22 protein-coding genes are annotated in these 26,280 nt (G+C 63.8%); 9 read left to right on the top strand and 13 right to left on the bottom strand.

Annotated elements, in window-relative coordinates; translation table 11 throughout:
* Window positions 1-29: 29 nt before the first annotated feature.
* Entirely contained in the window at window positions 30-1,220 is a 1,191-nt protein-coding gene (locus VM99_13155; GenBank protein AKJ98970.1) for a 4-hydroxybenzoate 3-monooxygenase, read from the bottom strand.
* A gap of 176 nt (window positions 1,221-1,396) precedes the next feature.
* Between VM99_13155 and VM99_13150 the strand changes: the two genes are divergently transcribed.
* A complete protein-coding gene (locus tag VM99_13150; protein AKJ98969.1) occupies window positions 1,397-2,290 on the top strand; it encodes an AraC family transcriptional regulator in 894 nt (297 codons plus the stop codon).
* Between the two features lie 419 nt (window positions 2,291-2,709).
* Here the strand turns inward: VM99_13150 and VM99_13145 are convergent, their stop codons facing one another.
* The 12 genes from VM99_13145 to gapA form a co-directional block, all read right to left on the bottom strand.
* The gene (locus VM99_13145) at window positions 2,710-3,069 is read right to left on the bottom strand and encodes an acetyl-CoA carboxylase (protein AKJ98968.1); all 360 of its coding nucleotides are present in this window, start codon (window positions 3,067-3,069) and stop codon (window positions 2,710-2,712) included.
* Window positions 3,070-3,135: 66 nt separating this feature from the next.
* Window positions 3,136-4,065 carry a carbamate kinase gene (locus VM99_13140; protein AKJ98967.1) on the bottom strand — a complete coding sequence of 310 codons (930 nt, stop codon included), beginning with the start codon at window positions 4,063-4,065 and terminating at the stop codon, window positions 3,136-3,138.
* Window positions 4,066-4,204: 139 nt separating this feature from the next.
* Window positions 4,205-5,215: an ornithine carbamoyltransferase gene (locus VM99_13135; protein ID AKJ98966.1), complete on the bottom strand. Its 1,011-nt coding sequence runs from the start codon at window positions 5,213-5,215 to the stop codon at window positions 4,205-4,207.
* 67 nt (window positions 5,216-5,282) lie between these two features.
* Complete coding sequence (locus VM99_13130) at window positions 5,283-6,539, bottom strand: arginine deiminase (GenBank protein ID AKJ98965.1); 1,257 nt, start codon at window positions 6,537-6,539, stop codon at window positions 5,283-5,285.
* A 30-nt stretch (window positions 6,540-6,569) separates the two neighbouring features.
* A complete protein-coding gene (locus tag VM99_13125) occupies window positions 6,570-7,997 on the bottom strand; it encodes an amino acid APC transporter (GenBank protein AKJ98964.1) in 1,428 nt (475 codons plus the stop codon).
* An 87-nt stretch (window positions 7,998-8,084) separates the two neighbouring features.
* A complete protein-coding gene (locus tag VM99_13120; protein ID AKJ98963.1) occupies window positions 8,085-9,431 on the bottom strand; it encodes a CAIB/BAIF family CoA transferase in 1,347 nt (448 codons plus the stop codon).
* 44 nt (window positions 9,432-9,475) lie between these two features.
* Window positions 9,476-9,889 carry a membrane protein gene (locus VM99_13115; GenBank protein AKJ98962.1) on the bottom strand — a complete coding sequence of 138 codons (414 nt, stop codon included), beginning with the start codon at window positions 9,887-9,889 and terminating at the stop codon, window positions 9,476-9,478.
* Window positions 9,890-9,956: 67 nt separating this feature from the next.
* Window positions 9,957-10,547 (bottom strand): heme oxygenase, encoded by a 591-nt coding sequence (locus tag VM99_13110; GenBank protein ID AKJ98961.1) that lies wholly within the window; start codon window positions 10,545-10,547, stop codon window positions 9,957-9,959.
* 153 nt (window positions 10,548-10,700) lie between these two features.
* Entirely contained in the window at window positions 10,701-13,295 is a 2,595-nt protein-coding gene (locus VM99_13105) for a TonB-dependent receptor (protein AKJ98960.1), read from the bottom strand.
* Window positions 13,296-13,414: 119 nt separating this feature from the next.
* Window positions 13,415-14,383 (bottom strand): glycerol-3-phosphate ABC transporter substrate-binding protein, encoded by a 969-nt coding sequence (locus tag VM99_13100; protein AKJ98959.1) that lies wholly within the window; start codon window positions 14,381-14,383, stop codon window positions 13,415-13,417.
* Window positions 14,384-14,449: 66 nt separating this feature from the next.
* Entirely contained in the window at window positions 14,450-14,956 is a 507-nt protein-coding gene (locus VM99_13095; protein ID AKJ98958.1) for an RNA polymerase subunit sigma-24, read from the bottom strand.
* A gap of 201 nt (window positions 14,957-15,157) precedes the next feature.
* Window positions 15,158-16,159: a glyceraldehyde-3-phosphate dehydrogenase gene (gene gapA, locus VM99_13090; GenBank protein ID AKJ98957.1), complete on the bottom strand. Its 1,002-nt coding sequence runs from the start codon at window positions 16,157-16,159 to the stop codon at window positions 15,158-15,160.
* A gap of 219 nt (window positions 16,160-16,378) precedes the next feature.
* Here gapA and VM99_13085 point away from each other — a divergent pair, with 219 nt between their 5' ends.
* The 8 genes from VM99_13085 to VM99_13050 all read left to right on the top strand — a co-directional run bounded on the left by VM99_13085 (window position 16,379) and on the right by VM99_13050 (window position 26,280).
* On the top strand, window positions 16,379-18,205 hold the full coding sequence (locus tag VM99_13085) for a phosphogluconate dehydratase (GenBank protein ID AKJ98956.1): 1,827 nt from the start codon (window positions 16,379-16,381) through the stop codon (window positions 18,203-18,205).
* On the top strand, window positions 18,202-19,161 hold the full coding sequence (locus tag VM99_13080) for a glucokinase (protein AKJ98955.1): 960 nt from the start codon (window positions 18,202-18,204) through the stop codon (window positions 19,159-19,161). The genes VM99_13085 and VM99_13080 overlap by 4 nt, the downstream gene beginning before the upstream one ends.
* A 176-nt stretch (window positions 19,162-19,337) precedes the next feature.
* Entirely contained in the window at window positions 19,338-20,069 is a 732-nt protein-coding gene (locus tag VM99_13075) for a chemotaxis protein CheY (GenBank protein ID AKJ98954.1), read from the top strand.
* Window positions 20,059-21,528, top strand: coding sequence for a histidine kinase (locus tag VM99_13070; GenBank protein ID AKJ98953.1), 1,470 nt, complete (start codon window positions 20,059-20,061; stop codon window positions 21,526-21,528). Before VM99_13075 ends, VM99_13070 begins: the two co-directional genes overlap by 11 nt.
* Before the next feature lie 227 nt (window positions 21,529-21,755).
* On the top strand, window positions 21,756-23,015 hold the full coding sequence (locus VM99_13065) for a sugar isomerase (GenBank protein ID AKJ98952.1): 1,260 nt from the start codon (window positions 21,756-21,758) through the stop codon (window positions 23,013-23,015).
* A gap of 115 nt (window positions 23,016-23,130) precedes the next feature.
* Entirely contained in the window at window positions 23,131-24,432 is a 1,302-nt protein-coding gene (locus VM99_13060) for a sugar ABC transporter substrate-binding protein (protein AKJ98951.1), read from the top strand.
* Window positions 24,433-24,533: 101 nt separating this feature from the next.
* Window positions 24,534-25,442, top strand: coding sequence for a sugar ABC transporter permease (locus VM99_13055; protein ID AKJ98950.1), 909 nt, complete (start codon window positions 24,534-24,536; stop codon window positions 25,440-25,442).
* The gene (locus VM99_13050; protein ID AKJ98949.1) at window positions 25,435-26,280 is read left to right on the top strand and encodes a sugar ABC transporter permease; all 846 of its coding nucleotides are present in this window, start codon (window positions 25,435-25,437) and stop codon (window positions 26,278-26,280) included. Before VM99_13055 ends, VM99_13050 begins: the two co-directional genes overlap by 8 nt.

Genomic DNA, 26,280 nt, shown 5'->3' with positions numbered 1-26,280 from the left:
CGGAGTCCGCAGTTTATGTCGATAGCCGGCTATTCGATAGCCTCATAAGGAAGTCCGACGTAATTTTCCGCGATGGTTTTTCGACCGGCCTCGGAGTCGACGAAATACTCCAGTTCCGCTTCGCTGATGCGCTGGTTGAAGGCGTCATCGTCGAAACGGTGCAGCATCGAGGTCATCCACCAGGAGAACCGTTCGGCTTTCCAGATCCGGCGCAGGCAGATGGCGGAATAGCGTTCGAGCAAGTCCACGCGGCCGTCGCGATAGACCTTGAGCAGGATGTTGAACAGTGTGCTGACGTCGCTGGCCGCCAGGTTCAGGCCCTTGGCCCCGGTGGGTGGGACGATGTGCGCGGCATCGCCCACCAGGAACAGGCGGCCGTACTGCATGGGTTCGACAACGAAGCTGCGCAGCGGCGCGATGCTTTTCTCGATGGACGGGCCGGTCACCAGGGCCTCGGCCAGGTCGGCGGGAAGACGGTTCTTCAGTTCGGCCCAGAAGCGCGCGTCCGGCCAGTCGGCCAGTGGTTCTTCAGCCGGCACTTGCAGGTAGTAACGGCTGCGGGTCTTGGAACGCATGCTGCACAGGGCGAAACCGTGGGGGTGGCGGGCGTAGACCAGTTCGTCGTGCACCGGCGGGGTGTCGGCCAGCACGCCGAGCCAGCCGAACGGGTAGACCCGCTCGAACACCTTCAGTGTGTCCGCCGGGATCGACTGTCGCGCCACGCCATGGAAGCCGTCGCAGCCCGCCACGTAGTCGCAGTCCAGGCGCCAGGTTTGCCCGTCGCACTCGAACGTCACGTAGGGCTGGTCGGTCTGCAGGTCGTGGGGCTGGGCGTTGCCGGCCTGATAGAACGTCCGGGCGCCGGCGGCTTCGCGGGCGGCCATCAGGTCGCGGGTCACTTCGGTCTGGCCGTAGATCATGACGTTTTTGCCGCCGGTCAGCGCCTTGAGATCGATGTGCACCCGACGCTCGTTGAGCGCCAGCTCGAAACCGTCGTGGGGCAGGCCTTCGGCGTCCATGCGCTGACTGACGCCGGCCTGGCGGAGCAGGTCGACCATGCCTTGTTCCAGCACACCGGCGCGGATGCGGCCCAGTACGTAGTCCGGGGCCTGGCGTTCGACGATGACGGTGTCGATCCCGGCGTTGTGCAACAACTGGCCGAGCAGCAGGCCAGAGGGGCCGGCACCGATAATCGCAACTTGGGTCTTGAGGGTTTTCATTGTTGTTATGACTCGCACGAAGTACGCGGCCAGGGTCCGCGTTAATTGTTATGGACCTGAGTGCCTGCATTTTTCGCTTGCGGAGCTGTCAGTTGAAGGGGAAAACTGAGCCGATACCTGTTCTTTCTGCCAATTGGTGCGATTATCGCCCGCAACCCCAGGCCCGGATCCGCGTTATGAAAAAACCTGAGCTGCCTTCGATCCCGGTGTTCAAGCTCTATGGCGAGAGCCAGGATTGGCCCACACCGGACCTGCTGCACTGTGAAACCATTTCCAAGCGCAGCAGCGAGCATCAATGGGAAATCAAGCCCCACCGGCATGCTGACCTGTGCCAGTTGCTGTTTGTGTTCAAGGGGCGGGCGGAGCTGGAAATCGAAGGCCAGCGCACGCAACTCGATGAGCCGACGGTGCAGATCCTGCCGCCGTTGTCGGTGCATGGGTTCCGGTTTTCCGAGGATGTGGACGGCTACGTGGTGACCCTGGCGGCGCCACTGGTGACGCATCTGCAATCGCAGCTGGGGCATTCGGTCAACGTGCTGGCCCAGGCCGAAAGCTACCCGGCCGGTGAGAACGCCGATTACCTGAACAGCCTGTTCAGTGCCTTGCAGAGCGAGTACATGGGCCACCAACCGGCCCGGGAAATGCTGATGCACGCGCTGGTCAGCGTGATCATGGTCTGGGTCAGCCGCCAGGTCATGCAGCGCCGCACCCAGACCCAGCGCCCGCAACGGGCCCGGGAATACCTCAACGGGTTTATCCAGTTGGTGGAAGAAACCTATCGCCAGCACGTCAAGGTCGAAGACCTGGCCCATCGCCTGGGCATATCGGTGTCGCACCTCAACGGCACCTGCCGCGAGCTGGCGGGTCAGCCGGCGTTGCAGATCATGCATGAGCGGCAGTTGCTGGAAGCCAAGCGACTGCTGACCTATACCGGCATGACGATCTACGAGATTTCCGAGATGCTCGGGTTTTCCGATCCGACCAACTTCACCCGTCTGTTCCGCCGCCGCGTCGGCATCTCGCCCAAGGCGTTCCGGGACCGGCTCAAGACCGATCAGCAGGACGACTGAAACGCCTCAGCGCAGGGCGTTCAGGGAGCCGTTATGGGGGATGCAGCGTTCCAGGTTGCAGCTGGCGAATTCGCGGGGCAGTTGCCTGGCCTGTTCCACCCGGTAGGCTGCCGTGCCATACAGCGCAAGCGTGGCGGCGCAGGTGACGAATATGACGAAGCGTCTTCTTGTTTTGATGTTCATGGCGATGACCTCTGAACGAATACCCGGGGGTACTGTTTCAAGCATAGGTCAGCGCGGGTGAGTTGCCAGTGGGGCGGGCGTGGCAATTGTCCCGACATTCAGAACACTGATACCGCCAATGTGAGAGCGGGCTTGCTTGCGAAAGCGGTGTGTCAGCCGACATCACCGTTGACTGAATACGACGCTTTCGCGAGCAAGCCCGCTCCCACCGGGTGATGGGGGGCGGGTGGATCAGGTTACGCCAGGTGTTCCGGCTTCATCGGGTCTCCCGGTTTCACATCCAGCTGCTTGCGTACGTCTTCGAACATGTCGTCGTAGTACTTGTGCAAGGGGCCGATGTTGGCGCTCTTGGGCAGGCCGTGTTTCTGCGCGATGCGCGTGGCGGGACGGGCGAAGTCGAAGGCCTGGTCCTTGGCCAGGAAAAACGTCTCGTCCACGGGCTTGTCCTCGATGGTGCCGTGCAGCCGGAACGACATGCCCTGGCCTTCCGTGGGGTCCTGGGCAAGCTCGTAGTCGATGCACAGATCGTAGCTGTGGTCATCCTTGTTCAGCGCGTGGCGCTCCATGTGCAGGTGACCGGGTCGGAACAGGGCCATGAGCGACTCTCCTGGAAAAAGGCGTAGAAGTAAGGCAGACCCCGGATCTGCCCCGGGAGTTTCCGATTATCGATAAGTAATGCCGGTTGTCGCGGTGCTGATGCGAGTACCGGCGGTGCCTTGGACGATAGCATCGATGTCCGAAAGCGACCCGATCACCGCGACCTTGCCGGTATTGCGCGCAAATTCGCAGGCGGCCTGCACCTTGGGGCCCATGGATCCGGCGGCGAAGTCGAGTGTTTCCAGGGCGTCGGGGTGGGCACTGGCGATGGCCTTGCAGGTCGGCTTGCCGAAATCGATGAAGGCGGCGTTGACGTCGGTGGCGATCACCAGCAGGTCGCTCTCCAGTTGTTCGGCCAGCAGCGCCGAGCACAGGTCCTTGTCGATGACCGCTTCAACGCCCTGCAGCTTGCCATCGGCGTCGTACATCGTCGGGATGCCGCCACCGCCGGCGCAGATCACGATACTGCCTTTTTCCAGCAGCCACTTGATCGGACGGATTTCAAAGATTCGCTTGGGCCTGGGGCTGGCGACCACCCGACGAACCCTGTCGCCGTCCGGGGCGATGGCCCAGCCTTTTTCAGCGGCCAATGCCTGCGCCTCCTGCTGGCTGTAGACCGGTCCGATGGGCTTGGTGGGGTGTTGGAAGGCCGGGTCGTCGGCGTCCACTTCCACTTGGGTCAGCAGCGTGGCGAAGGGGACGTCGGCGTCCAGCAGGTTGCCCAGTTCCTGCTCGATGATGTAGCCGATCATGCCTTCGGTCTCGGCACCCAACACGTCCAGCGGGTACGGGGTGACCGAGGGGTAGGCGGCCGCTTGCAACGACAGCAGGCCGACCTGCGGGCCGTTGCCGTGGGCGATCACCAGTTGGTTGCCGGGGTGGATCCTGGCGATCTGTTCAGTCGCGGTGCGGATGTTGCCGCGTTGGTTGTCGGCGGTCATGGGTTCCCCCCTACGCAGGAGGGCGTTACCGCCCAGGGCAACGACGATTCGCATGGTGCTGTCCTTTACAAAAAGTGGAACGAACAACGCAAGGGCCCCTTGTGGGAGCGGGTTTGCTCGCCAAAGCGATGTCACAGACAACATGGATGTTGGCTGACAGGCCGCCTTCGCGAGCAAGCCCGCTCACAGGGCCTTACAGGTCTGCCAGCGTCGACACCAAAATGGCCTTGATGGTGTGCATGCGGTTTTCCGCTTGCTCGAAGGCGATGCATGCCGGCGATTCGAACACGTCGTCGGTGACTTCGATGCCGTTGGCCAGGTGCGGGTACTGCTCGGCGATCTGTTTGCCGATCTTGGTGTCGCTGTTATGGAACGCCGGCAGGCAATGCATGAAGCGGGTGCGCGGGTTACCGGTGGCTTTCATCAGGTCAGCGTTGACCTGGTAAGGCAGCAACAGTTCGATTCGCTCGGCCCAGGCTTCGACCGGCTCGCCCATGGAGACCCAGACATCGGTGTGGATGAAGTCCACGCCCTTGACCGCCGCCTTCGGGTCCGCAGTGAGGGTAATGCGCGCGCCGCTTTCCTCGGCGTACTGATGGCAGCGCTGCACCAGGTCGTCGTGGGGCCACAGGGCCTTGGGCGCGCAGATGCGCACGTCCATGCCCAGTTTGGCGCCGATCAGCAGCAACGAGTTGCCCATGTTGTTACGGGCATCGCCCAGGTACGCATAGCTGATCTCATGGATCGGTTTGTCGGCGTGCTCACGCATGGTCAGCACATCGGCAATCATCTGCGTCGGGTGGTATTCATCGGTCAGGCCGTTGAACACCGGCACGCCGGCGAACTTCGCCAGTTCCTCGACGATCTCCTGCTTGAAGCCACGGTACTCGATGGCATCGTACATGCGCCCGAGCACCCGGGCGGTGTCCTTCATGCTCTCCTTGTGGCCGATCTGCGAGGAGTTGGGGTCGATGTAGGTGACATTGGCGCCCTGGTCGTAGGCCGCCACTTCGAACGCGCAACGGGTGCGCGTCGACGTTTTCTCGAAGATCAGCGCGATGTTGTTGCCCTTGAGGTGCTGCTGCTCGGTGCCGGTGTACTTGGCTCGCTTGAGGTCCCGGGACAGGTCCAGCAAGTAACGCAGTTCACGGGGTGTGTGGTGCTCGAGGCTGAGCAGGTTACGGTTGTGGGTGTTGAACGCCATGGTGCATCTCCTTGGGTTTCAGCGGGCCCTGGCACGTATTCGGTCAGCCAGGGCGCGGGCACGAAGGTCAGTAGTCGATCGGGTCGCGAATGATCGGGCAGGTCATGCAATGGCCGCCGCCGCGGCCTCGGCCCAGCTCGCTGGCGCTGATGGTGATGACTTCCACCCCGGCCTTGCGCAGCAGCGTGTTGGTGTAGGTGTTGCGGTCGTAGCCGATCACCACGCCCGGTTCCAGGGCCACCACGTTGTTGCCGTCGTCCCACTGTTCGCGTTCGGCGGCAAAGCTGTTGCCGCCGGTTTCCACCACGCGCAGGGCCGGGAGCTTGAGGGCGGCCGCCACCGTGTCGAGGAAACTGCCTTGCTCGCGGCGCACGTCGATGCCGCCGGGTTTGCTCTCGTCGGGGCGCAGGGAGAAGGCCACGATCTGGCTAACCACCTCTGGGAAAACGGTCACCAGGTCGCGGTCGCAGAAACTGAACACGGTGTCCAGGTGCATGGCGGCCCGGGACTTCGGCAAGCCGGCAACGATGACCCGTTCCACGGCCTTGTGCTTGAACAGGTTCAGCGCCAGTTGGCCGATGGCTTGGCGTGATGAGCGCTCGCCCATGCCGATCAGTACCACGCCGTTGCCAATCGGCATCACGTCACCGCCTTCGAGGGTGGCGCTGCCATGGTCCTGGTCGGGGTCGCCGTACCAGACCTGGAAGTCGGCGTGGGTGAACGCGGGATGGAACTTGTAAATGGCGCTGGCCAGCAGGGTTTCCTGGCGACGCGCCGGCCAGTACATCGGGTTCAGGGTCACGCCGCCGTAGATCCAGCAGGTGGTGTCGCGGGTGAACTGGGTGTTGGGCAACGGCGGCAGGATGAAGCTGGAGTGCCCGAGGAAATCACGAAACATCTGCAGGGTCTTGCCGCCGAAGCTGTCGGGCAAGTCATCGGCCGAGACGCCGCCGATGAGGTATTCGGCGGTCCGGCGCGGTTCCAGGCTGCGCAACCACGAACCGACTTCATTCACCAGACCCAGGCCCACCGAGTTGGCGGTGATCTTGCGTTGCAGGATCCAGTCCAGGGCTTCGGGAATGGCGACGACGTCGGTCAGCAGGTTGTGCATTTCCAGCACATCGATGCCCCGCTCGCGCATCTTGGTGACGAAGTCGAAATGGTCGCGCTTGGCCTGGTTGACCCACAGCACGTCATCGAACAGCAGTTCATCGCAGTTGTTCGGAGTCAGCCGCTGATGGGCCAGGCCTGGGGAACACACCATGACTTTGCGCAATCTCCCGGCTTCGGAATGAACGCCGTACTGCATTTTTTCCGTGGTCATTACACATCCTCCCATTAAAACGTTCAGCGATCACAAGGTCAGAAAGCCGGCGTAAAGCCCGTAGGCCGCCACCAGGGCGCCTGCGACCACAGCGGTGAAAATCAGCTTCTCGACCGCGGTGAAAACCGCTTGGCCGACTTCGTGCCTGGCCTTGGCGAACAGCACCGCGCCCGGGGCGTAGAGCAAGGCGGAAAGCAGCAGGTACTTGATGCCGCCGGCGTACAGCAGCCACACCGCGTAGACCAGGGCGACGGCGGCGATGAACAGGTCCTTGCGGCGCTCGGCGAGGGCGTTCTGATAGGTCTCGCCGCGCACCGCCAGCAGCAGCGCATAGGCCACCGACCACAGGTAGGGCACCAGGATCATCGAGGTGGCGAGGTAGATCAGCGACAGGTAGGTACTGGCCGAGAACAGGGTGACGACCAGAAACAGCTGGACCATGGCGTTGGTCAGCCACAGGGCATTGGCCGGTACGTGGTTGGCATTCTCGCGCCGCAGGAAGGCCGGCATGGTGTGGTCCTTGGCGGCGGCGAACAGGATCTCGGCGCACAGCAGCACCCAGGACAACAGGGCACCGAGCAGCGAAATGATCAGGCCGACGCTGATCAGCACCGCGCCCCAGTGGCCCACGACGTGCTCCAGCACCGCCGCCATGGACGGGTTCTGCAGCTTCGCCAGCTCCGGCTGGGTCATGATCCCCAGGGACAGCACGTTCACCAGGACCAGGAGCAGCAGTACGGTGATGAAGCCGATCACCGTGGCCTTGCCCACGTCCGAGCGTCGTTCGGCGCGGGCGGAAAAAATGCTCGCCCCTTCGATGCCGATGAACACCCACACGGTGACCAGCATCATGCTGCGCACCTGGTTCATCACGCTGCCCAGTTGCGGGTTCTTCGCGCCCCAGATGTCGCTGGTGAAAATGTCGAGCCTGAAGGCGAAGACGGCGATCAGCACGAACAAGGCCAGCGGCACGACCTTGGCAACCGTGGTGACCAGGTTGATGAAGGCGGCCTCCTTGATGCCGCGCAGCACCAGAAAATGCACGGCCCACAGCAGCACCGACGCGCCGACCACCGCGGCAACCGTGTTGCCCTCACCAAACATCGGGAAGAAGTAACCCAAGGTGCTGAACAGCAAGACGAAGTAGCCGACGTTGCCCAGCCAGGCGCTGATCCAGTAGCCCCAGGCCGATGAGAAACCCATGTAGTCGCCGAACCCGGCCTTGGCGTAGGCGTACACGCCGCCGTCCAGGTCGGGCTTGCGGTTGGCCAGGGTCTGGAACACGAAGGCGAGGGTCAGCATGCCCACCGCGGTGATCGCCCAGCCAATCAGGACGGCGCCGACGTCGGCGCTGGCGGCCATGTTCTGGGGCAAGGAAAAAATCCCCCCGCCGATCATCGAGCCCACTACCAGCGCGACCAACGCACCCAAACGAAGTTTTCCGGGGGTATCAGACATTGCATGACTCCGAGGCAGCCGAGGAGAGTCACAGCGTATGTCGATTCAACGCGTCGATAGCTGACCCAGGTCAGGGGGCGAGGCTGCTTACCATTGCGCTCGATGGGCGCCGAGGTTCGTCGCCGCGAGCGTCCACTGCCAGGGCGTGCCGGTGATCTTCAGCGGCACCTGCAACCGTTGCGCCGGTCCCCATGGCGTCTGCTCGACCAGCATGCCCAGGTCGTCTGCGTCCTCGGGCCGTAGCGCGGCCGAGTCCCCCGCGCCGCGCTCGATCAGCAGTTTGGCGGTCCGCGCCAGAGACAGGCGTGCCGAGCCGCCTTGTCCGTTTGCCAGGCGCCGGGCCAACAGCACCACGGCGCTGGCAGCCATCAGGTAGCCCGTGCCATGGTCCAGTGCCTGGACGGGCAGCGGCGTCGGGGTGTCGGCCTGTTTCCAGGCCATGCCGGCCGCGGCGATGCCAGTGCTCATCTGCACCAGGCTGTCGAAGCCGCGCCGGTTCTGCCACGGGCCGCTCCAACCGTAGGCGTTGAGGCTGACATCGATCAGGCCCGGGGCGATCCTGTGCCGTTGCTCGGCGCCGTAGCCGAGGCGTTCAAGGGCGTCGGCGCGGTAGCCGTGGAGCAGAATGTCGGTGTTTTCAAGCAAGGCTTCGAACACCGCGCGGTCGTCGGGCTGGTGCAGGTCCAGACGCGCGCAGCGTTTGCCCAGGGTGACCTCCGGCACGACGCCGGGCTCGTCCCAGGTCGGAGGGTCGATGCGCAAGACATCGGCGCCGAGGCCGGCGAGGAAGCGGCTGGCCACGGGACCGGCCAGCACGCGGGTCAGGTCCAGCACCTTGAGGCCGGCCAGTGGCTGGGCCACGGAACCCGGCCAGGGCCTGGGGGACACACCGCTGGTGTGGGCGAACTGCACCAGCGGCTCGGCGTTCACTGCCAGGCCTTGGGGATGCGCTTGCCAGGCCGGCCACGAACGCATCTCGGCGGCGCAGCCACCGGCGTCGACGACGGCCTGTTCGAGTTCGGTCTTGCTCCAGCGGGCTACCTGGGCGGCCATGGCGGCGCGATCAGCGCAGGGCCCGAGGACTTTTTCCGCTGCCTGTCGATGATGCGGCGCATTGGTGTGCAGGCGGATCCAGCCGTCGGCCGTGGCATAGTCGCCAGCCACCGGGTCCCACATTGGCGGCACGCTCCAGCCGGTGGGGCGCAGGGACGTGGAAAACCAGAAGGAGGCCAGGCGACGGTCGACTTCAAGCGGCGGCAGGCGTCCGGTTTGCCGGTGGATGAGTTCGGCGATGGCCTGGCCGGCTGCGGCGAGGCTGGCGCTGGCCAGTTCGGTGACCGCGAATGCCGAAGGCAGGGCGCCTTCGCCCGTGAAGGCGATGGGCGTCGTGGGCAAGCCGAGGGAAGCTTGGACGGTTGTGAGCAGGTCAGTCATCGTGGGCCCTCCGGAATGAGAGGACGAGCATAGATCAAATGGGTTTATTCGGGGGGCAGGGCTGTCGAGGGGCGCGCTTGCGCCCTCGCCACCGGGCGCGACCAGATCCACAGGTTGCCCAGGCCCATGCCGACGAGGGCCAGGTAGACCGGCCAGCCGTGGTCGAGCATCACCAGCATCAAGCCGGCGCAGAGCAGCATGCTGGCCGTGGCGGCGACCTTGGCCCGGCGCGGGATGACCTTGCCGTTGCGCCAGTTGTGCAACATCGGCCCGAACAGCCGGTGCTGCTCCAACCAGGCGCTCAGGCGCGGCGAACTGCGGGTCGCGGCCCAGGCAGCGAGCAGGATGAATTCGGTCGTCGGCAGGCCGGGCACGACGATGGCGATCAGGCCGATGGCCAGGCTGGTGTAGGCGAGCAGGCCGAAGAGCAGTTGGGCGAGTCTTGAAGGGCGGTTCATAACTTTCTTTCAGGCATACACTTTCCCTTGTGGGAGCAAGTCCGCTCCCACAGATAGACGGCGTGAGTCAGGCCGGTTCAGTGGCGTAAGCCTGCTCCAGCAACACCGTAAACCGATTGAACGCATTCAGCGCGCCTTTATCCGCCTCGGCTTCCTGCTCTGGGGTGAAGACCAGGTTGTCGAGGGTGCGGGTGAAGGTTTTCCAGCCTTCGGCCCGCCCGCCGGCCGGTTCGGCCAGGTGCCGGGCGCCGAAGGTTTCGCTCAGGCCCAGGCCCACGGCGCGCTTGATCAGGAAGGCGGCGCCGAGCTTGGAGCCTTCGGAGACGAACAGCCAGCCGAGGGCCTCGGCCTGGGTCGGTTTGTGCACCGCGCCGGCCACCGGCGCCGGTACTTCGGTGGCCAGGTCCGCCAGGTCGGCCCGCGCGGCCTCGGCCCGGCAGCGGGCGGGCAGGTCGGGGATCAGGCGGGCCAACGCGGCATCGTTGTACAAAGCCACCAGTTCCGACTGGAACAGGTATTGGGCGACGACGAAGCGGGCATAGCTGGCCGTGGTTTCGAACGGTGCGTGCGCCTTGACCAGGGCGTCGAGCCTGGCGTGGGGTTCGTGGGTGATCTGGTTGAGGCGCTGGGCGCGGGAAGTGGGGCGTTGGGTGTTCATGAGTAGGCCTTCCTGTTAAACGGGTCGCTGTGGTGGCGAGGGAGCTTGCTCCCGCTCGGTCGCGCAGCGACCGTGAAATTGCGGGGCCGCTGCGCAGCCCAGCGGGAGCAAGCTCCCTCGCCACAAGGGTGAATCCATGCCGCAGTGATCGAATCAGATATCCCAGATCAGGTTCACCGCGAAATTGCGTCCGGGCGCGGTCAGGCGGTCGAGGTTAGCGGGGCTCAATACCGCCGCTTCGCCGACGCTGTCGTAGCCGCGTACGTCATCCCATAGCCAGTATTTCTTGTCGGTGAGGTTGTAGAGGCCGCCGCTGACGGTGATGTCCTGGGTCACTTTGTAGAAACCGCTCAGGTCGAGGAGGCCGAAACCCGGGGTCTTGAACTGGCTGCTCACGCCATCGGGCGAGTTGAAGTTGCTGTCGTCGACACGGTCTTTTTTCTTGACCAGGGTCCAACTGAGCAAGGTGCCGTAGTGGTCCTGCTCATAGCCGAGGCCGAACACGCCGGTCAGTGGATTGACGCTGTTGAGCGGCTGGCCGGTGTCGTTGTTGCGACCGTAGGCATACGCCACCGAGCCCTGGGTATACAGGCCCTTCGGCGCGCCCAGGACATCCAGGTCCAGGCGTCCCTTGATCTCCGCGCCCTTGATCGTGGCGTGCTTGATGTTGTTGCTCTGGAAGGTCAACTGGTCGGCGCCGGGGGTGATGGCGTCTTCGTTGATGAAGTCGCGGTACTTGTTGTAGAACACCGCCACGTCGAACGAGCCTGAGTCGAAGCGGCCACGCAGGCCGGTCTCGTAGCTCTGGCTTTTTTCCGGCTCCAGGTTGGGGTTGGGCTCCACGCTGTAGCCAACGCCCGCGTTGTCGAAGCGACCGTACAAGGCCTTGGCGGTTGGGGTGCGGAAACCTTCGGCGTACTGGCCGTAGCCGGTGTACTGGTCGCTGAAGGCATAGGTCAGGCCGAACTTGGGCGAGACGCGGTGCCAGGTCTTCTCACTGTCGCTGACGGTGCCGGCGCCGGTCGGGTCGGCGGTGTTCAGGAAGGCCTGGGTGACGTGCGGCTTGAGCTGGGTGTAGTCGTAGCGCAGCCCCGGGGTGAAGGTCCACTGGTTCCAACTGATCTGGTCCTGGGCGAACACGCTGTAGGTGTTGATGGTCGGGTCCGGGAAGTCACTGGCCTTGGCCAGTACATCCGCTGCGCTGATGGCGCCCACGGCGGTGCAGCCGCGGCCCACGGCCAGGCACACGCCATTGCCGCTGCGCGAGCCGGTGACCTTCTGTTGCTTGAGCGTGGTGCCGTAGGTCAGGGCGTGGTCGGTGTCGGCGAGGCTGAAGGCCTTGTCCAGTTGCGCGTCGAAGACCCACTGCTTTTCTTCGTAGAGGGTGTCGCGGGTGCGCAGCACCTGGCGGGTGATCGGGAAATAGAACTCCTCGGTGCTCTCGTTCGTCTTGGCGACCTGATGGTTCAGGCTCCACTTCATGTGGTCGGCCAGCAGGCTGTCGAGGGCGAAGCTGTGTTCCAGGCCGAAACGCTCGCGGGTGATGGTGTCGTTGCCGGTGCGCCACTGGTACATGCCGCCCGGCAGCAAAGTGACGGGAATGGCCGGCCCGCCGTTGGAGTAAGGGCCGCCGTAGGCGCTTTTCAGGTCGGTGTCGCGATCGTCCTTGTACTTCTCGTAGACCAGGCCCAGGCGCGCATCATCGTCGTAGTTCCAGCCGAGCTTGGCGAGCACGTTGCTGGCGCGCACGTCTTCCGGGTTGGCGGCGGTGCGGTCCAGACCGGTGCCGTTGTGGCTGCCGTAGGATTCGGTTTCGTGGCCGTCGCGCTGGCTGTAGTGCAACAGGCCGTCGAAGGCTGCGCTGCGCCCGGCGACGGTGGCGGACTTGAGCCAACTGTCGTCGGCGGAGCTGTAGCCGGTCTTCAGGCGCGCGCCGACGTCCTGGCCCGGCTTGATGATGTCGTCCGGGTCCAGGGTGAAGTAGCTGACGGCGCCGCCAATGGCATTGCTGCCATACAGCACCGAGGCCGGGCCGCGGAGGATTTCCACGCGCTTGACGATTTCCGGGTCGAGGTAGTTGCGCTGGGTCTTGGCGTAGGGACCGTTGAAGAAACCGTCGGGTATGGCCACGCCGTCGACCTGGGTCAGGATCCGGTTGCCGTCGATGCCGCGGATGTTGTAGCCGCTGATGCCGCCGCGCTGGCCGGCACCGCCCACCGAAACGCCCGGCTCGTAGCGCGCCAGGTCCTTAATGGTGTTGACGTTGCCGCGATCCAGTGCCTCGCGGTCGTGGACGGTGACGGTGCTCGGCACGCCGGTGATGTCCTGTTCCTGGCGAGTGGCGCTGATGGTCACCTGTGGCAGGTTCATCGCGCTGGCGGTGCTGCGTTTTTCCAGGACGATGCTGTGGTCGCCCAGTTTGCGATAGCTCAGGTTGGTCCCCAGCAACAGTCGCTCCAGGGCTTTTTCCGCGGGCAGCGAGCCGTTCACCCCCGGTGAGGCGACACCGTCGGCCAGTTCCGCCGGCAGGCCGACCTGCCAGCCCGTGACGGCGGTGAAGGCGTTCAGGGCCGAGACCAGTGGTTGCCGGGCGATGGCGAACGTGTAGTCGCCCATGTTCCGTGCAGGTGCTTGTGCAGCAGTGGCCGCGAAGGCGGCCGGCACCGTGCCGGCCACCAGGAGGGCGGCGGTCAACAGCGACAGCGTGCAAGAAGGGGCGAGGAACCGGCAAGTAAGGCGAGAGGACATCGATAGCGCTCCGTGTCGCATCTGTTATAGGTGCAGATCCGCATGGCTGGATGCGAATCAATTGCATTGGCTATAACGAGACGAACCAGCGAAGCCTATCGAGTAAAAATAATTCTCATTTAGTTGAAAATCACCAGCGCCGGGAATTCCTGCAGGCGCGCCGAGGTGATGTGGGCCAGGGAACGAACCACATCCAGCGGTTGATCGAGGCGGTAGTTACCTGTCACCGCGACGCCGGCCAGGCGATCATTGGTGTTGATGATCCAACCAGGGTAATAGCGTTGCAGTTCGGCCAGTACCTGGCCCAATGGCCGGTTCTCGAACACCAGCCGGCCCTGGACCCAGGCCAGGTCGGTGGCGCTGTCGAGCCGGGATGGGCGGTCGAAGCCGTTGGGACCGATGCGGATGCTTTCCCCGGCCGACAGCCGTACGTGGCTGTCGTTGCGACTGGCCCGCAGGTCGACGTCGCCACGCTGCACCTGAACCTGGGCCACGCCGTCGAGGTAGCGCACCGCGAACGTGGTGTCGCTGACGCTGGCCGTAACCGGGCCGGCGTCGATTTCCAGCGGCAGGTTGCGGTTGGCCGGCACCTCGAAAAACGCCTCGCCCTTGTACAGGCGGGCCACGTGCCGCTGCTCGTTGAACGTGCTGGAGAACGCCGAATCGGTGTTGAGCAGCACCTTGGAACCGTCCTCCAGTTGCAGGCGCTGGCGCTCACCGACCACGGTCAGGTGGTCGGCCTGCCAATGCAGGGGCAAGTCGCTGAAGTTGAACAGACCCAGGAACAGCACGGCAGCGGTGGCCAAGGGTTTCCAATGGCTGCGCAGGCGCGACAGCGGCGTGACCTTGGGCGGGGCCTGGCGCTGGCGGGCATTCTCCAGCTGACGGGCGCTCTCCATCACCTGCGGGCCGTTCCAGATCGCCTGGGCCCGGGCGAATGCCTGGCCGTGGCGCGGATCGGCCGCCAGCCAGGCCTGGAACTGCCGGGTCTGCTCGTCGCTGGGGTTGTCCAGCAGGATCAGCCAGTCCAGCGCCTGCTCCATGGCGTGGGCGGTGTCCTGCGTCGAAGCGGGTTGAGGGTCGGTCACGGTGATTCCTCGAATTGAGCGGCAAGTTGCAAGCCAGAGCACAGCTTGCCGCTTGCCGCTTGAGTCTTATAGCTGCAGCTGTCCCACACAGATCGCCATGATCAGCTTCAGTTCCTTTTGCACCGTGCTCGACGACACGCCCAGTTGCCCGGCAATGTCCTGATAACTGTGCCCGTGCAGGCGGCTGAGGATGAAGATCCGCTGCTGGCGTGGGCTCAGCGCTTGCAGGCTGACATTGAGGCGTTCGAGCATCTGCCCGGCATGGACGGCGTCCTCGGCGCTGCCTTGGGGCGCGACCACGTTGTGGACCACCTCCAGGGGGACGTCGTCCAGCACGGTGCGCGACTGCACGCGGCGGGCGCGCAGGTGATCCCGCGCCAGGTTGCGGGCGGTCTGGAAAACAAACGGTTCAAGGTGCTCGACCGGCCGCTCGGCCAGCGCGCGGGAGACGCGCAGGTAGGTTTCCTGGAGCAGGTCTTCGGCGGTGCTGGGGTTGTTGACCATGCGCTCGAGGGTGCGCAGCAGCGGCATGCGCTGGGCGAGAAAGACGTGATGAAAGCGCGATTGACTCACGGTAGGGCCCGATCCGGTTCGAGTAGATGATAATGATTGTCATCTGCATGATGGGTCAAGCCTTGATTCATTCTGGCTGTTTTACAACCTTGTGGGAGCGGGCTTGCTCGCGAAAGCGGTGTGTCAGTTGGTTGAAGTCTGACTGATCCGCCGCCTTCGCGAGCAAGCCCGCTCCCACAGGAACTCAACTGCCGTTTCCAATCACTCCGCGTTGCACAACGCCAGGCAGTTATCGAGCATGCGGTTGGAGAAGCCCCATTCGTTGTCATACCAGGCCAGTACCTTGAGCAGCTTGCCGCTGACCTTGGTGTGGTTGGCGTCGAAGATTGACGACAGCGGGTTATGGTTGAAGTCGCTGGAGACCAGCGGCAGGCTGTTGTAGCCGAGGATCCTGGAATGCTGGCTGGCCTGGCGCAGCAGGTCGTTGACTTCTTCGGCCGAGGCTTCGCGCTTGAGCTGCACGGTGAGGTCCACCAGGGACACGTTGATCACCGGCACGCGCACGGCCATGCCGGTCAGCTTGCCGGCCAGTTCCGGCAACACCAGACCAACCGCTTCGGCGGCGCCGGTCTTGCTCGGGATCATGTTCTGGGTGGCCGAGCGGGCGCGGTACGGGTCGGTGTGGTAGACGTCGGTCAGGTTCTGGTCGTTGGTGTAGGCGTGGATGGTGGTCATCAGGCCACTTTCGATGCCCAGCTCGCGGTGCAGCACCTGGGCTACCGGGGCCAGGCAGTTGGTGGTGCACGACGCGTTGGAAATGATCTGGTGCGACTGGCGCAGGATGTCGTGGTTCACGCCATACACCACGGTGGCGTCGGCACCCTTGGCCGGGGCCGAGATGATCACCTTGCGGGCGCCGGCGCTGAGGTGGGCGGCGGCCTTGGCACGGTCGGTGAACAGGCCGGTGCATTCGAACACCACGTCGATCTTCTCGGCGGCCCACGGCAGTTCGGCCGGGTTGCGGATGGCACTGACCGAGATGCGGTCGCCATTGACCGTCAGGCTTTCATGATCGTGCTGTACATCGGCATCGAATGTGCCGTGGACGGTGTCGTACTTGAGCAGATGAGCGTTGATCGCACTGTCGCCCAGGTCGTTGATGGCGACGATCTGCAAGTCGCGACGATAGCCTTGGGTATACAGTGCACGGAGGACGTTGCGGCCGATGCGGCCAAAACCATTGATTGCGATTCGAAGAGTCATTAACTGCGCCGCCGTCGATTTGTTGTTGGAATTACAAGATTATTCGCATAAAAATAGAAAACAAGCCTTTTTAGTGGCAATATTTTGTTTTATCTACAACGAGTGACCTGAATCAACTGGTCCGAATGGTCAACAATCCCCCTGGCGCCCATTGCGTCGCGGGCTTTTGACCAGCATAGACAATCAGGTCGCCACACCCGTTAGCCTGGAGTTCTACACATGCATCCCCGCGTTCTTGAGGTCACCGAACGGCTTATCGCCCGCAGCCGCGCCACGCGTCAGGCTTACCTTGCATTGATCCGCGGTGCAGCCAGCGACGGTCCGATGCGCGGCAAATTGCAGTGCGCCAACTTCGCCCACGGCGTGGCCGGTTGCGGCACGGAAGACAAGCACCACCTGCGGATGATGAATGCCGCCAACATCGCCATCGTGTCGTCCTATAACGACATGCTCTCGGCCCACCAGCCCTATGAAACCTTTCCGCAACAGATCAAGCAGGCGCTGCGCGAGATCGGCTCGGTCGGCCAGTTCGCCGGGGGCACGCCGGCGATGTGCGACGGCGTGACCCAAGGCGAGGCCGGGATGGAACTGAGCCTGCCGAGCCGCGAGGTGATCGCGTTGTCCACGGCGGTGGCGCTGTCGCACAACATGTTCGACGGCGCGCTGATGCTGGGCATCTGCGACAAGATCGTGCCGGGCCTGATGATGGGCGCGCTGCGCTTCGGTCATTTGCCGATGATCTTCGTGCCTGGCGGGCCGATGGTCTCGGGCATTTCCAACAAGGAAAAAGCCGACGTGCGCCAGCGCTATGCCGAAGGCAAGGCGAGCCGCGAAGAGCTGCTGGAATCGGAGATGAAGTCCTACCACAGCCCGGGCACCTGCACTTTCTACGGCACCGCCAACACCAACCAGCTGCTGATGGAAGTGATGGGCCTGCACCTGCCGGGCGCTTCGTTCGTCAACCCGAACACGCCACTGCGCGACGCCCTGACCCGCGAAGCGGCGTTCCAGGTCACGCGCATGACCAAGCAAAGCGGCAACTTCATGCCCATCGGCGAAATCGTCGACGAGCGCTCGCTGGTCAACTCCATCGTCGCCCTGCATGCCACCGGCGGCTCGACCAACCACACCTTGCACATGCCGGCCATCGCCATGGCGGCGGGCATCCAGCTGACCTGGCAGGACATGGCCGACCTCTCCGAGGTGGTACCGACCCTCAGCCACGTCTACCCGAACGGCAAGGCCGACATCAACCACTTCCAGGCGGCGGGCGGCATGTCGTTCCTGATCCGCGAACTGCTCGAAGCCGGCCTGCTCCACGAGAACGTCAACACCGTGCTCGGCCACGGCCTGAGCCGCTACACCCAGGAGCCGTTCCTCGAAGACGGCAAACTGGTGTGGCGCGACGGCCCGATCGAAAGTCTCGACGAAAACATCCTGCGCCCGGTGGCCCGCGCGTTCTCGCCGGAAGGCGGGTTGCGGGTCATGGAGGGCAATCTGGGCCGTGGCGTGATGAAAGTCTCGGCGGTGGCCCTGGAAAACCAGATCGTCGAAGCGCCGGCCATGGTGTTCCAGGACCAGCAGGACCTGGCGGACGCGTTCAAGGCCGGTTTGCTGGAGAAGGATTTCGTCGCGGTGATGCGCTTCCAGGGGCCGCGTTCCAACGGCATGCCGGAACTGCACAAGATGACCCCGTACCTCGGCTCGCTGCAGGACCGCGGCTTCAAGGTGGCTTTGGTTACCGACGGGCGCATGTCCGGCGCCTCGGGGAAAATCCCGGCGGCCATCCATGTCAGCCCCGAAGCCTACGTCGGTGGTGCATTGGCCCGGGTGCAGGAGGGCGATATCATCCGCGTCGATGGCGTCAAAGGCACCCTGGAACTGAAGGTGGACGCCGAGGAATTCGCCGCGCGCGAGCCGGCCAAGGGCCTGTTGGGCAACAACATCGGCACCGGTCGCGAGCTGTTCGGCTTCATGCGCATGGCCTTCAGCTCGGCAGAGCAGGGCGCCAGCGCCTTCACTGCTGCCCTGGAGACGATTAATTGAAACTGGCTTTGGTCGGTGACATCGGTGGGACCAACGCACGCTTCGCGTTGTGGAAGAACCACAACCTGGAAAACATCCAGGTGCTGGCCACCGCGGACTACGCCTGCCCGGAGGATGCCATCAAGGTCTACCTGGCCGGCCTGGGCATGGCGCCGGGGGCTATCGGCTCGGTGTGCCTGTCGGTGGCGGGGCCGGTGGGAGGCGACACTTTTCGCTTCACCAACAACCACTGGCGCCTGAGCAACCGGGCGTTCTGCGAGACCTTGCAGGTGGAGAAGCTGTTGCTGGTCAACGACTTCTCGGCCATGGCCCTGGGCATGACCTGCCTGCGTCCCGATGAATACCGCGTCGTGTGCGAGGGCACCCCGGAGCCGATGCGCCCGGCGGTGGTGATCGGGCCGGGCACCGGGCTGGGCGTGGGGACCCTATTGGACCTCGGCGAAGGTCGGTTCGCGGCCTTGCCGGGGGAAGGCGGCCATGTCGACCTGCCGATGAGCAGCCCGCGGGAAACCCAGCTCTGGCAGCACATCTACAACGAAATCGGCCACGTCAGCGCCGAAACCGCCCTGAGCGGCAGCGGCTTGCCGCGGGTGTACCGGGCCATCTGTGCGGTGGACGGCCATGAGCCGGTGCTCGATACGCCCGAATCCATCACCGCCGCGGGCCTGGCGGGCGATCCCGTGGCCCTGGAAGTGCTCGAACAGTTCTGCCGCTGGCTGGGACGCGTGGCCGGCAACAATGTGTTGACGGTCGGTGGGCGCGGTGGCGTCTTCATCGTTGGCGGGGTGGTCCCGCGGTTTGCCGATTTCTTCCTGGAAAGCGGTTTTGCCCGTTGCTTTGCCGACAAGGGGTGCATGAGCGATTACTTCAAGGGTATTCCGGTCTGGCTGGTCACCGCGCCGTACTCCGGCCTGATGGGGGCGGGCGTGGCGTTGGAGCAGTCGGTACAAGTTTAAAATTTGTAAGGCCCTGTGGGAGCGGGCTTGCTCGCGAAAGCGGTGTGTCAGTCGACGAAAATGTTGAATGAAACCCTGCATTCGCGAGCAAGCCCGCTCCCACAAGGGGTAGTGGTGTTTATAGATCCGGCTCATCAGGCATAATCCGCCAATCCCACCAGCAAGGACGAGGCCCTGTGAGTTCAGTGAACAAATCGATTTTGTTGGTCGATGACGACCAGGAGATTCGCGAGCTGCTGGACACCTACCTCAGCCGCGCGGGTTTCCAGGTGCGCACCACGCCGGACGGCGCCGGCTTTCGCCAGGCGCTGAACGAGGCACCGAGCGACCTGGTGATCCTCGACGTGATGCTCCCGGACGAGGACGGCTTCAGCCTGTGCCGCTGGGTTCGCCAGCACCCGCGCCAGGCGCATGTGCCGATCATCATGCTGACGGCCAGTTCCGACGAGGCCGACCGGGTCATCGGCCTTGAACTGGGCGCCGATGACTACCTGGGCAAGCCGTTCAGCCCACGCGAGTTGCAGGCGCGCATCAAGGCGTTGCTGCGCCGGGCGCAGTTCGGCCAGGAACGGTCCGGCGGTGAAGTGCTGGCGTTCGATGAATGGCGGCTGGACATGGTCAGCCATCGGCTGTTCCACGCCGACGGCGAAGAAGTGATTCTTTCCGGCGCCGATTTCGCCTTGCTCAAGCTGTTCCTCGATCATCCCCAGGAAATCCTCGACCGCGACACCATCGGTAACGCCACCCGTGGCCGCGAGCTGATGCCCCTGGACCGGATCGTCGACATGGCCGTCAGTCGCCTGCGCCAGCGCCTGCGCGACACCGACAAGCCACCGCGGCTGATCCGCACGGTACGCGGCAGTGGTTACCAGTTGGCAGCCAGTGTGGTTGCCAGCAATGGTCATTGATGGGGTCAAAAAGGTCATAGGACGGGTGCCGGTGCCGCGTTCGCTGCTCGGCCGGATGCTGTTGCTGACCTTGCTGGTGGTGCTGTTCGCGCAAACGCTGTCCAGCCTGATCTGGGTGTCGCAACTGCGTGCCACGCAGCTCGAAGGCCTGGTCACCAGCGCCCGCAGCCTCGCCCATTCGATGACCGCCAGCGTCAGCTACCTGCGTTCGCTGCCGGTGGCCTACCGGCCTCTGGTCCTCGATCAGTTGCGCAGCATGGGCGGTACGCGGTTCGTCGTCACCCTCAATGACAAGCCTCTGGGCATGGACGTGCTGCCAGTGACGCCGCGCAAGCTGGCGGTACTCAAGGCGGTGGACGAGGTATTGCGCCGCTCCCTGGGCAATAACGCCGACATCTCGGTGAAGTTTGTCAGCCCCGAAGACCTGCGGATCTTCAACGGCGGGCTGAAGCTCGATGAGCTGCCACGCTCCTGGGCCCATTACGCGTTGACGCTCGAACCGGTGAACCCGCCGGTGCTGGTCACGCAGATCCAGATGGCGCCGGGCGAATGGCTGTACATCGCTTCGTTGCTGCCCGAACCCTACACCAGCCTCGAAGAGCAGGACCTGCCCAAGCAGCAGGTCGGTTTCATCGTGCTCACCAGTAGCCTGCTGTTGCTGTTCATCGGCCTGCTGGTGCACTGGCAGAGCCGTCCCCTCAAGCGTTTGGCCCGCGCGGCACGGGACATGTCCCTGGGCGCCGAAGTGGAACCGGTGGCGGAGGGAGGGGGCAGCGAAGTGGTGGAAGTAGGGCGGGCGTTCAACGCCATGCGTGAGCGCATCAGCCGCTACCTGACCGAGCGCAGCCAGTTGTTCAGCGCGATCTCCCATGACCTGCGCACACCGATCACCCGGTTGCGCCTGCGCGTCGAATTGCTGGAAGACGAAAACCTGCAAGCCAAGTTCGGTCGCGACCTCGATGAGCTGGAACTGCTGGTCAAGGGCGCGTTGCAGTGCGTCAAGGACACCGATATCCACGAGAACATCGAGCCGGTGGACCTCAACCACGTGCTCGATTGCCTGGTCGAGCCTTACCTGGCGCCCAACGGCAATGGCCGGGTGACCCAGGACGGACGCGCGCTGGCGCCGTATCACGGCAAGCCGCTGGCGCTCAAGCGCTGCATCGGCAACCTGATCGACAACGCGCTCAAGTACGGGCAGAACGCCCACCTGCACATCGAGGACGATGAAAGTGCGTTCGTCCTGCACGTCGATGACGAAGGGCCTGGCGTGCCGGAACAGCGCCTCGAGCAAGTCTTCGAGCCGCACTTCCGCCTGGCCGGGCAGCAGCAGGGGTATGGGCTGGGGCTGGGCATCGCCCGCAACATTGCCCATAGCCACGGCGGCGAAGTGAGCCTGCAGAACCTGCGCGAGGGCGGGCTGCGGGTGACGTTGCAGTTGCCGCGCAGCGTGGATTGATCAGACCGCGTTATCGTTCATCGCGAGCAAGCTCGCTCCCACAAGGAGATCGGTGCTCCATGACGTCCACTGTGGGAGCGAGCTTGCTCGCGATGGCGCCAGTAACCTCAACGCCTCTCCCAGGTAAATGTCACAAGTCAGTGACATAACTCGCCCCTTTCGTTACCTGCCCGCCGTCCGCCCTTGTTTAGACTCCCTGCGTCAAAACAACAAAAAAGGGACCTGCGATGGACACCTTCCTCCCGGCTTTCAGCAGTTGGCTGAACGCGCCTGCCCACCAGCACTGGCTCGCTGCCGAAGGCTTGCGATTGCTGGCGTTCGCCAAGGCGTCGAAGCTGCCGGACGGCTTTGGCAACCTCGACGACCAGGGACGCCTCCCGGCCGGGGCGCTGGCCGAGACCATGAACACCGCCCGCATGACCCACAGCTTCGCCATGGCCCACATCCAAGGTTTGCCTGGCTTTGCCGAACTGGTGGACCACGGCGTCCAGGCCCTCAGCGGGCCGTTGCGCGACGCCGAGCACGGCGGCTGGTTCGCCACCGCGCAGCCCCATGACGAACAAACCGGCAAGGCCGCCTACCTGCATGCCTTCGTCGCGTTGGCCGCCAGCTCCGCCGTGGTGGCCCAGCGTCCCGGTGCCCAGGCGTTGCTCGACGAAGCGGTGCGGGTCATCGACACGCATTTCTGGAGCGAAGAAGAAGGTGCCCTGCGCGAGTCCTTCAGTCGTGACTGGCGCGACGAAGAGGCGTACCGCGGTGCCAACAGCAACATGCACGCCACCGAAGCGTTCCTGGCCCTGGCCGACGCCACCGACGACCCGCGCTGGCTGGTCCGCGCCCTGCGCATCGTCGAGCGGGTGATTCACGGCCATGCCGCGGCCAACGATTACCTGGTGGTGGAACACTTCGACCGTGACTGGCAGCCGCTGCGCGACTACAACCACGACAACCCCGCCGACGGCTTTCGTCCGTACGGCACCACCCCCGGCCATGGGTTCGAATGGGCGCGGTTGTTGCTGCACCTCGAGGCGGCGCGGGTCCAGATCGGCATGCTGACGCCGGGCTGGCTGGCCCAGGATGCACAGAAACTCTTCGACCAGAACTGCCGCCACGGCTGGGACGTCGACGGCGCGCCCGGCCTTGTCTACACCCTGGACTGGGACAACCGCGCGGTGGTCCGCCACCGCCTGCACTGGGTGCACGCCGAGGCTGCCGCCGCCGCCAGTGCCTTGCTCAAACGGACCGATGAAGCGAAATACGAAGCCTGGTACCGAACTTTCTGGGAATTCTGTGACAAACACTTCATCGACCGCTGCAATGGGAGCTGGCATCACGAACTCGACCCACAAAACCGCCCCAGCGCCGATATCTGGCCGGGCAAGCCGGACCTGTACCACGCCTGGCAGGCGGTGCTGATTCCGCGCCTGCCCCTGGCACCCAGCATGGCGACGGCTCTGGCGCGGCTCTCCAGCCCTTCACCCGTGTAACCATGTCGTGACATTTGCACGTCCCTTCGTTACCTGCGAAGGGATTCCCTCTGATTAGAATCCATGCAGCGCAAGCACCGACTTGCATGCATAACAACAAGAAAGGTACTTCTAGATGAATGCGATTTCTCGCCTCGCTACTGTCATTTCTCTTGCTTCCCTGCTTCCCGTCGCAGCGTTCCCTGTCAGCACCCTTGCCGCCGAATCCAAAGGCACCGTGGAAGTCGTCCACTGGTGGACGTCGGGTGGTGAAAAAGCCGCGGTCGATGTGCTCAAGGCCCAGGTCGAGAAAGACGGTTTTACCTGGAAGGACGGCGCTGTCGCCGGTGGTGGCGGTTCCACGGCCATGACCGTGCTCAAGAGCCGCGCCGTGGCTGGCAACCCGCCAGGCGTGGCCCAGATCAAGGGCCCGGACATCCAGGAATGGGCTTCCACCGGCCTGCTCGACAGCGACGTGCTCAAGGACGTGGCCAAGGAAGAGAAGTGGGACAGCCTGCTCGACAAGAAAGTCTCCGATACCGTGAAGTACGAAGGTGACTACGTGGCCGTGCCGGTGAACATCCACCGTGTCAACTGGCTGTGGATCAACCCGGAAGTCTTCAAGAAAGCCGGCATCACCAAGAACCCGACCACCCTCGAAGAATTCTACGCTGCCGGCGACAAGCTCAAGGCCGCGGGCTTCATCCCGCTCGCCCATGGCGGCCAGCCTTGGCAGGACAGCACCGTATTTGAAGCCGTGGTGCTTTCGGTGATGGGCGCTGATGGCTACAAGAAAGCCCTGGTCGACCTGGACAACAAGGCCCTGACCGGTCCGGAAATGGTCAAGGCGCTGACTGAGCTGAAGAAAGTCGCGACCTACATGGACGCCGACGGCAAGGGCCAGGACTGGAACCTGGAAGCGGCCAAGGTCATCAACGGCAAGGCCGGCATGCAGATCATGGGTGACTGGGCCAAGAGTGAATGGACCGCGGCCAAGAAAGTCGCTGGCAAGGATTACGAGTGCGTAGCCTTCCCGGGCACCGACAAGGCCTTCACCTACAACATCGACTCCCTGGCGGTGTTCAAGCAGAAAGACAAGGGCACCGCGGCCGGCCAGCAGGACATCGCCAAGGTCGTGCTGGGCGAGAACTTCCAGAAAGTCTTCAGCATCAACAAGGGCTCGATCCCGGTGCGCAACGACATGCTGGGCGACATGGCCAAGTACGGTTTCGATTCCTGCGCCCAGACCGCGGCCAAGGACTTCCTGGCGGATGCCAAGTCCGGTGGGCTGCAGCCGAGCATGGCGCACAATATGGCGACCACGCTGGCGGTGCAGGGCGCGTTCTTTGACGTGGTGACCAACTACATCAACGACCCGAAAGCCGACCCGACCGATGCCGCCAAGAAACTGGGTGCTGCGGTTCAGTCTGCCAAATAAGAGCGGCTGCAAGCTACAAGCTGCAAGCTGCAAGGGTGTGTTTTAGCTTGCAGCTTGGGGCTTGTAGCTGCCCCTAATCTATCTTTGTACTGGATCTTCCCATGAGTTCTGTTGCTGTGTTCAGCAAGGCCTCGCCGTTCGATGCGCTGCAACGCTGGCTGCCCAAACTGGTGCTGGCGCCGAGCATGTTCATCGTCCTGGTGGGCTTCTATGGCTATATCGTGTGGACGTTCGTCCTGTCGTTCACCACCTCGACCTTCCTGCCGACCTACAAATGGGCCGGCCTGGCGCAATACGCGCGGTTGATGGACAACGACCGCTGGTGGGTGGCGAGCAAGAACCTGGCGCTCTTCGGCGGCCTGTTCATTGGCGTCACCCTGGTGATTGGCGTGCTGCTGGCGGTGTTCCTCGACCAGCGCATCCGTCGCGAAGGCTTCATCCGCACCATTTACCTGTACCCGATGGCCCTGTCGATGATCGTCACCGGCACGGCCTGGAAATGGTTGCTCAACCCGGGCATGGGCCTGGACAAATTGCTGCGTGACTGGGGCTGGGAAGGCTTCCGTCTCGACTGGCTGATCGACCCGGACCGCGTTGTGTACTGCCTGGTGATCGCTGCCGTCTGGCAGGCTTCGGGTTTCATCATGGCGATGTTCCTGGCCGGGCTGCGAGGTGTCGACCAGTCGATCATCCGCGCCGCGCAGATCGACGGCGCGAGCATGCCGCGCATCTACTGGAAAGTGGTGCTGCCAAGCCTGCGGCCGGTGTTCTTCAGTGCCGTGATGATCCTGGCGCATATCGCGATCAAGAGCTTCGACCTGGTGGCGGCCATGACCGCCGGCGGCCCCGGCTATTCCTCCGACCTGCCGGCCATGTTCATGTATTCCTTCACGTTCAGCCGCGGCCAGATGGGCATGGGCTCGGCCAGCGCAATCCTGATGCTCGGTGCGATTCTCGCAATCATCGTGCCTTACCTGTACTCCGAGCTGAGGACCAAGCGCCATGACTAGTCTCGCTGCCAAACCCGCCATCAGCCTGAGTCGCATCGCGATCTACGCGGTGCTGATCCTCGCCGTATTGCTCTACCTGGTGCCGTTGGTGGTCATGCTGTTGACCAGCTTCAAGACCCCGGAAGACATCAGCACCGGCAACCTGCTGAGCTGGCCTACCGTGGTCAGCGGCATCGGCTGGATCAAGGCCTGGGCGACGGTCAACGGCTACTTCTGGAACTCGATCAAGATCACCATTCCGGCCGTCCTGATCTCCACCGCCATCGGTGCATTGAACGGCTACGTGCTGTCGATGTGGCGCTTTCGCGGTTCGCAGTTGTTCTTCGGCCTGTTGCTGTTCGGCTGCTTCCTGCCGTTCCAGACCGTCCTGCTGCCGGCTTCGTTCACCCTCGGCAAGATGGGCCTGGCCAGCACCACCACCGGCCTGGTGTTCGTGCACGTGGTCTACGGCCTGGCCTTCACCACGCTGTTCTTTCGCAACTACTACGTCAGCATTCCCGATGCGCTGGTGAAGGCTGCGCGCCTGGACGGCGCGGGGTTCTTCACGATCTTCCGGCGGATCATCCTGCCGATGTCCACCCCGATCATCATGGTCTGCCTGATCTGGCAGTTTACCCAGATCTGGAACGACTTCCTGTTCGGCGTGGTGTTCTCCAGCGGCGATTCCCAGCCGATCACAGTGGCGCTGAACAACCTGGTCAACACCAGCACCGGGGCCAAGGAATACAACGTTGATATGGCGGCGGCGATGATCGCCGGGCTGCCGACCCTGCTGGTCTATGTAGTGGCAGGCAAGTATTTCGTGCGCGGCCTGACGGCCGGCGCAGTCAAGGGGTAA

It is taken from the genome of Pseudomonas chlororaphis (genome assembly GCA_001023535.1).
GTDB lineage: Bacteria > Pseudomonadota > Gammaproteobacteria > Pseudomonadales > Pseudomonadaceae > Aquipseudomonas > Aquipseudomonas chlororaphis_E.
Note: the sequence above shows the minus strand (reverse complement) of the source record. Positions and strands in the feature narration are given on the sequence as shown.

What these genes read in the sequence shown, in the direction of transcription:
- VM99_13140 (AKJ98967.1), bottom strand. Translation starts at nt 4,065, where the DNA reads ATGCGAATCGTCGTTGCCCTGGGCGGTAACGCCCTCCTGCGTAGGGGG.
- VM99_13135 (AKJ98966.1), bottom strand. Translation starts at nt 5,215, where the DNA reads ATGGCGTTCAACACCCACAACCGTAACCTGCTCAGCCTCGAGCACCAC.
- VM99_13115 (AKJ98962.1), bottom strand. Translation starts at nt 9,889, where the DNA reads ATGAACCGCCCTTCAAGACTCGCCCAACTGCTCTTCGGCCTGCTCGCC.
- VM99_13055 (AKJ98950.1), top strand. Translation starts at nt 24,534, where the DNA reads ATGAGTTCTGTTGCTGTGTTCAGCAAGGCCTCGCCGTTCGATGCGCTG.
- VM99_13110 (AKJ98961.1), bottom strand. Translation starts at nt 10,547, where the DNA reads ATGAACACCCAACGCCCCACTTCCCGCGCCCAGCGCCTCAACCAGATC.
- VM99_13155 (AKJ98970.1), bottom strand. Translation starts at nt 1,220, where the DNA reads ATGAAAACCCTCAAGACCCAAGTTGCGATTATCGGTGCCGGCCCCTCT.
- VM99_13130 (AKJ98965.1), bottom strand. Translation starts at nt 6,539, where the DNA reads ATGACCACGGAAAAAATGCAGTACGGCGTTCATTCCGAAGCCGGGAGA.
- VM99_13085 (AKJ98956.1), top strand. Translation starts at nt 16,379, where the DNA reads ATGCATCCCCGCGTTCTTGAGGTCACCGAACGGCTTATCGCCCGCAGC.
- VM99_13065 (AKJ98952.1), top strand. Translation starts at nt 21,756, where the DNA reads ATGGACACCTTCCTCCCGGCTTTCAGCAGTTGGCTGAACGCGCCTGCC.
- VM99_13050 (AKJ98949.1), top strand. Translation starts at nt 25,435, where the DNA reads ATGACTAGTCTCGCTGCCAAACCCGCCATCAGCCTGAGTCGCATCGCG.
- VM99_13105 (AKJ98960.1), bottom strand. Translation starts at nt 13,295, where the DNA reads ATGTCCTCTCGCCTTACTTGCCGGTTCCTCGCCCCTTCTTGCACGCTG.
- VM99_13060 (AKJ98951.1), top strand. Translation starts at nt 23,131, where the DNA reads ATGAATGCGATTTCTCGCCTCGCTACTGTCATTTCTCTTGCTTCCCTG.
- VM99_13125 (AKJ98964.1), bottom strand. Translation starts at nt 7,997, where the DNA reads ATGTCTGATACCCCCGGAAAACTTCGTTTGGGTGCGTTGGTCGCGCTG.
- VM99_13150 (AKJ98969.1), top strand. Translation starts at nt 1,397, where the DNA reads ATGAAAAAACCTGAGCTGCCTTCGATCCCGGTGTTCAAGCTCTATGGC.
- gapA (AKJ98957.1), bottom strand. Translation starts at nt 16,159, where the DNA reads ATGACTCTTCGAATCGCAATCAATGGTTTTGGCCGCATCGGCCGCAAC.
- VM99_13070 (AKJ98953.1), top strand. Translation starts at nt 20,059, where the DNA reads ATGGTCATTGATGGGGTCAAAAAGGTCATAGGACGGGTGCCGGTGCCG.
- VM99_13120 (AKJ98963.1), bottom strand. Translation starts at nt 9,431, where the DNA reads ATGACTGACCTGCTCACAACCGTCCAAGCTTCCCTCGGCTTGCCCACG.
- VM99_13145 (AKJ98968.1), bottom strand. Translation starts at nt 3,069, where the DNA reads ATGGCCCTGTTCCGACCCGGTCACCTGCACATGGAGCGCCACGCGCTG.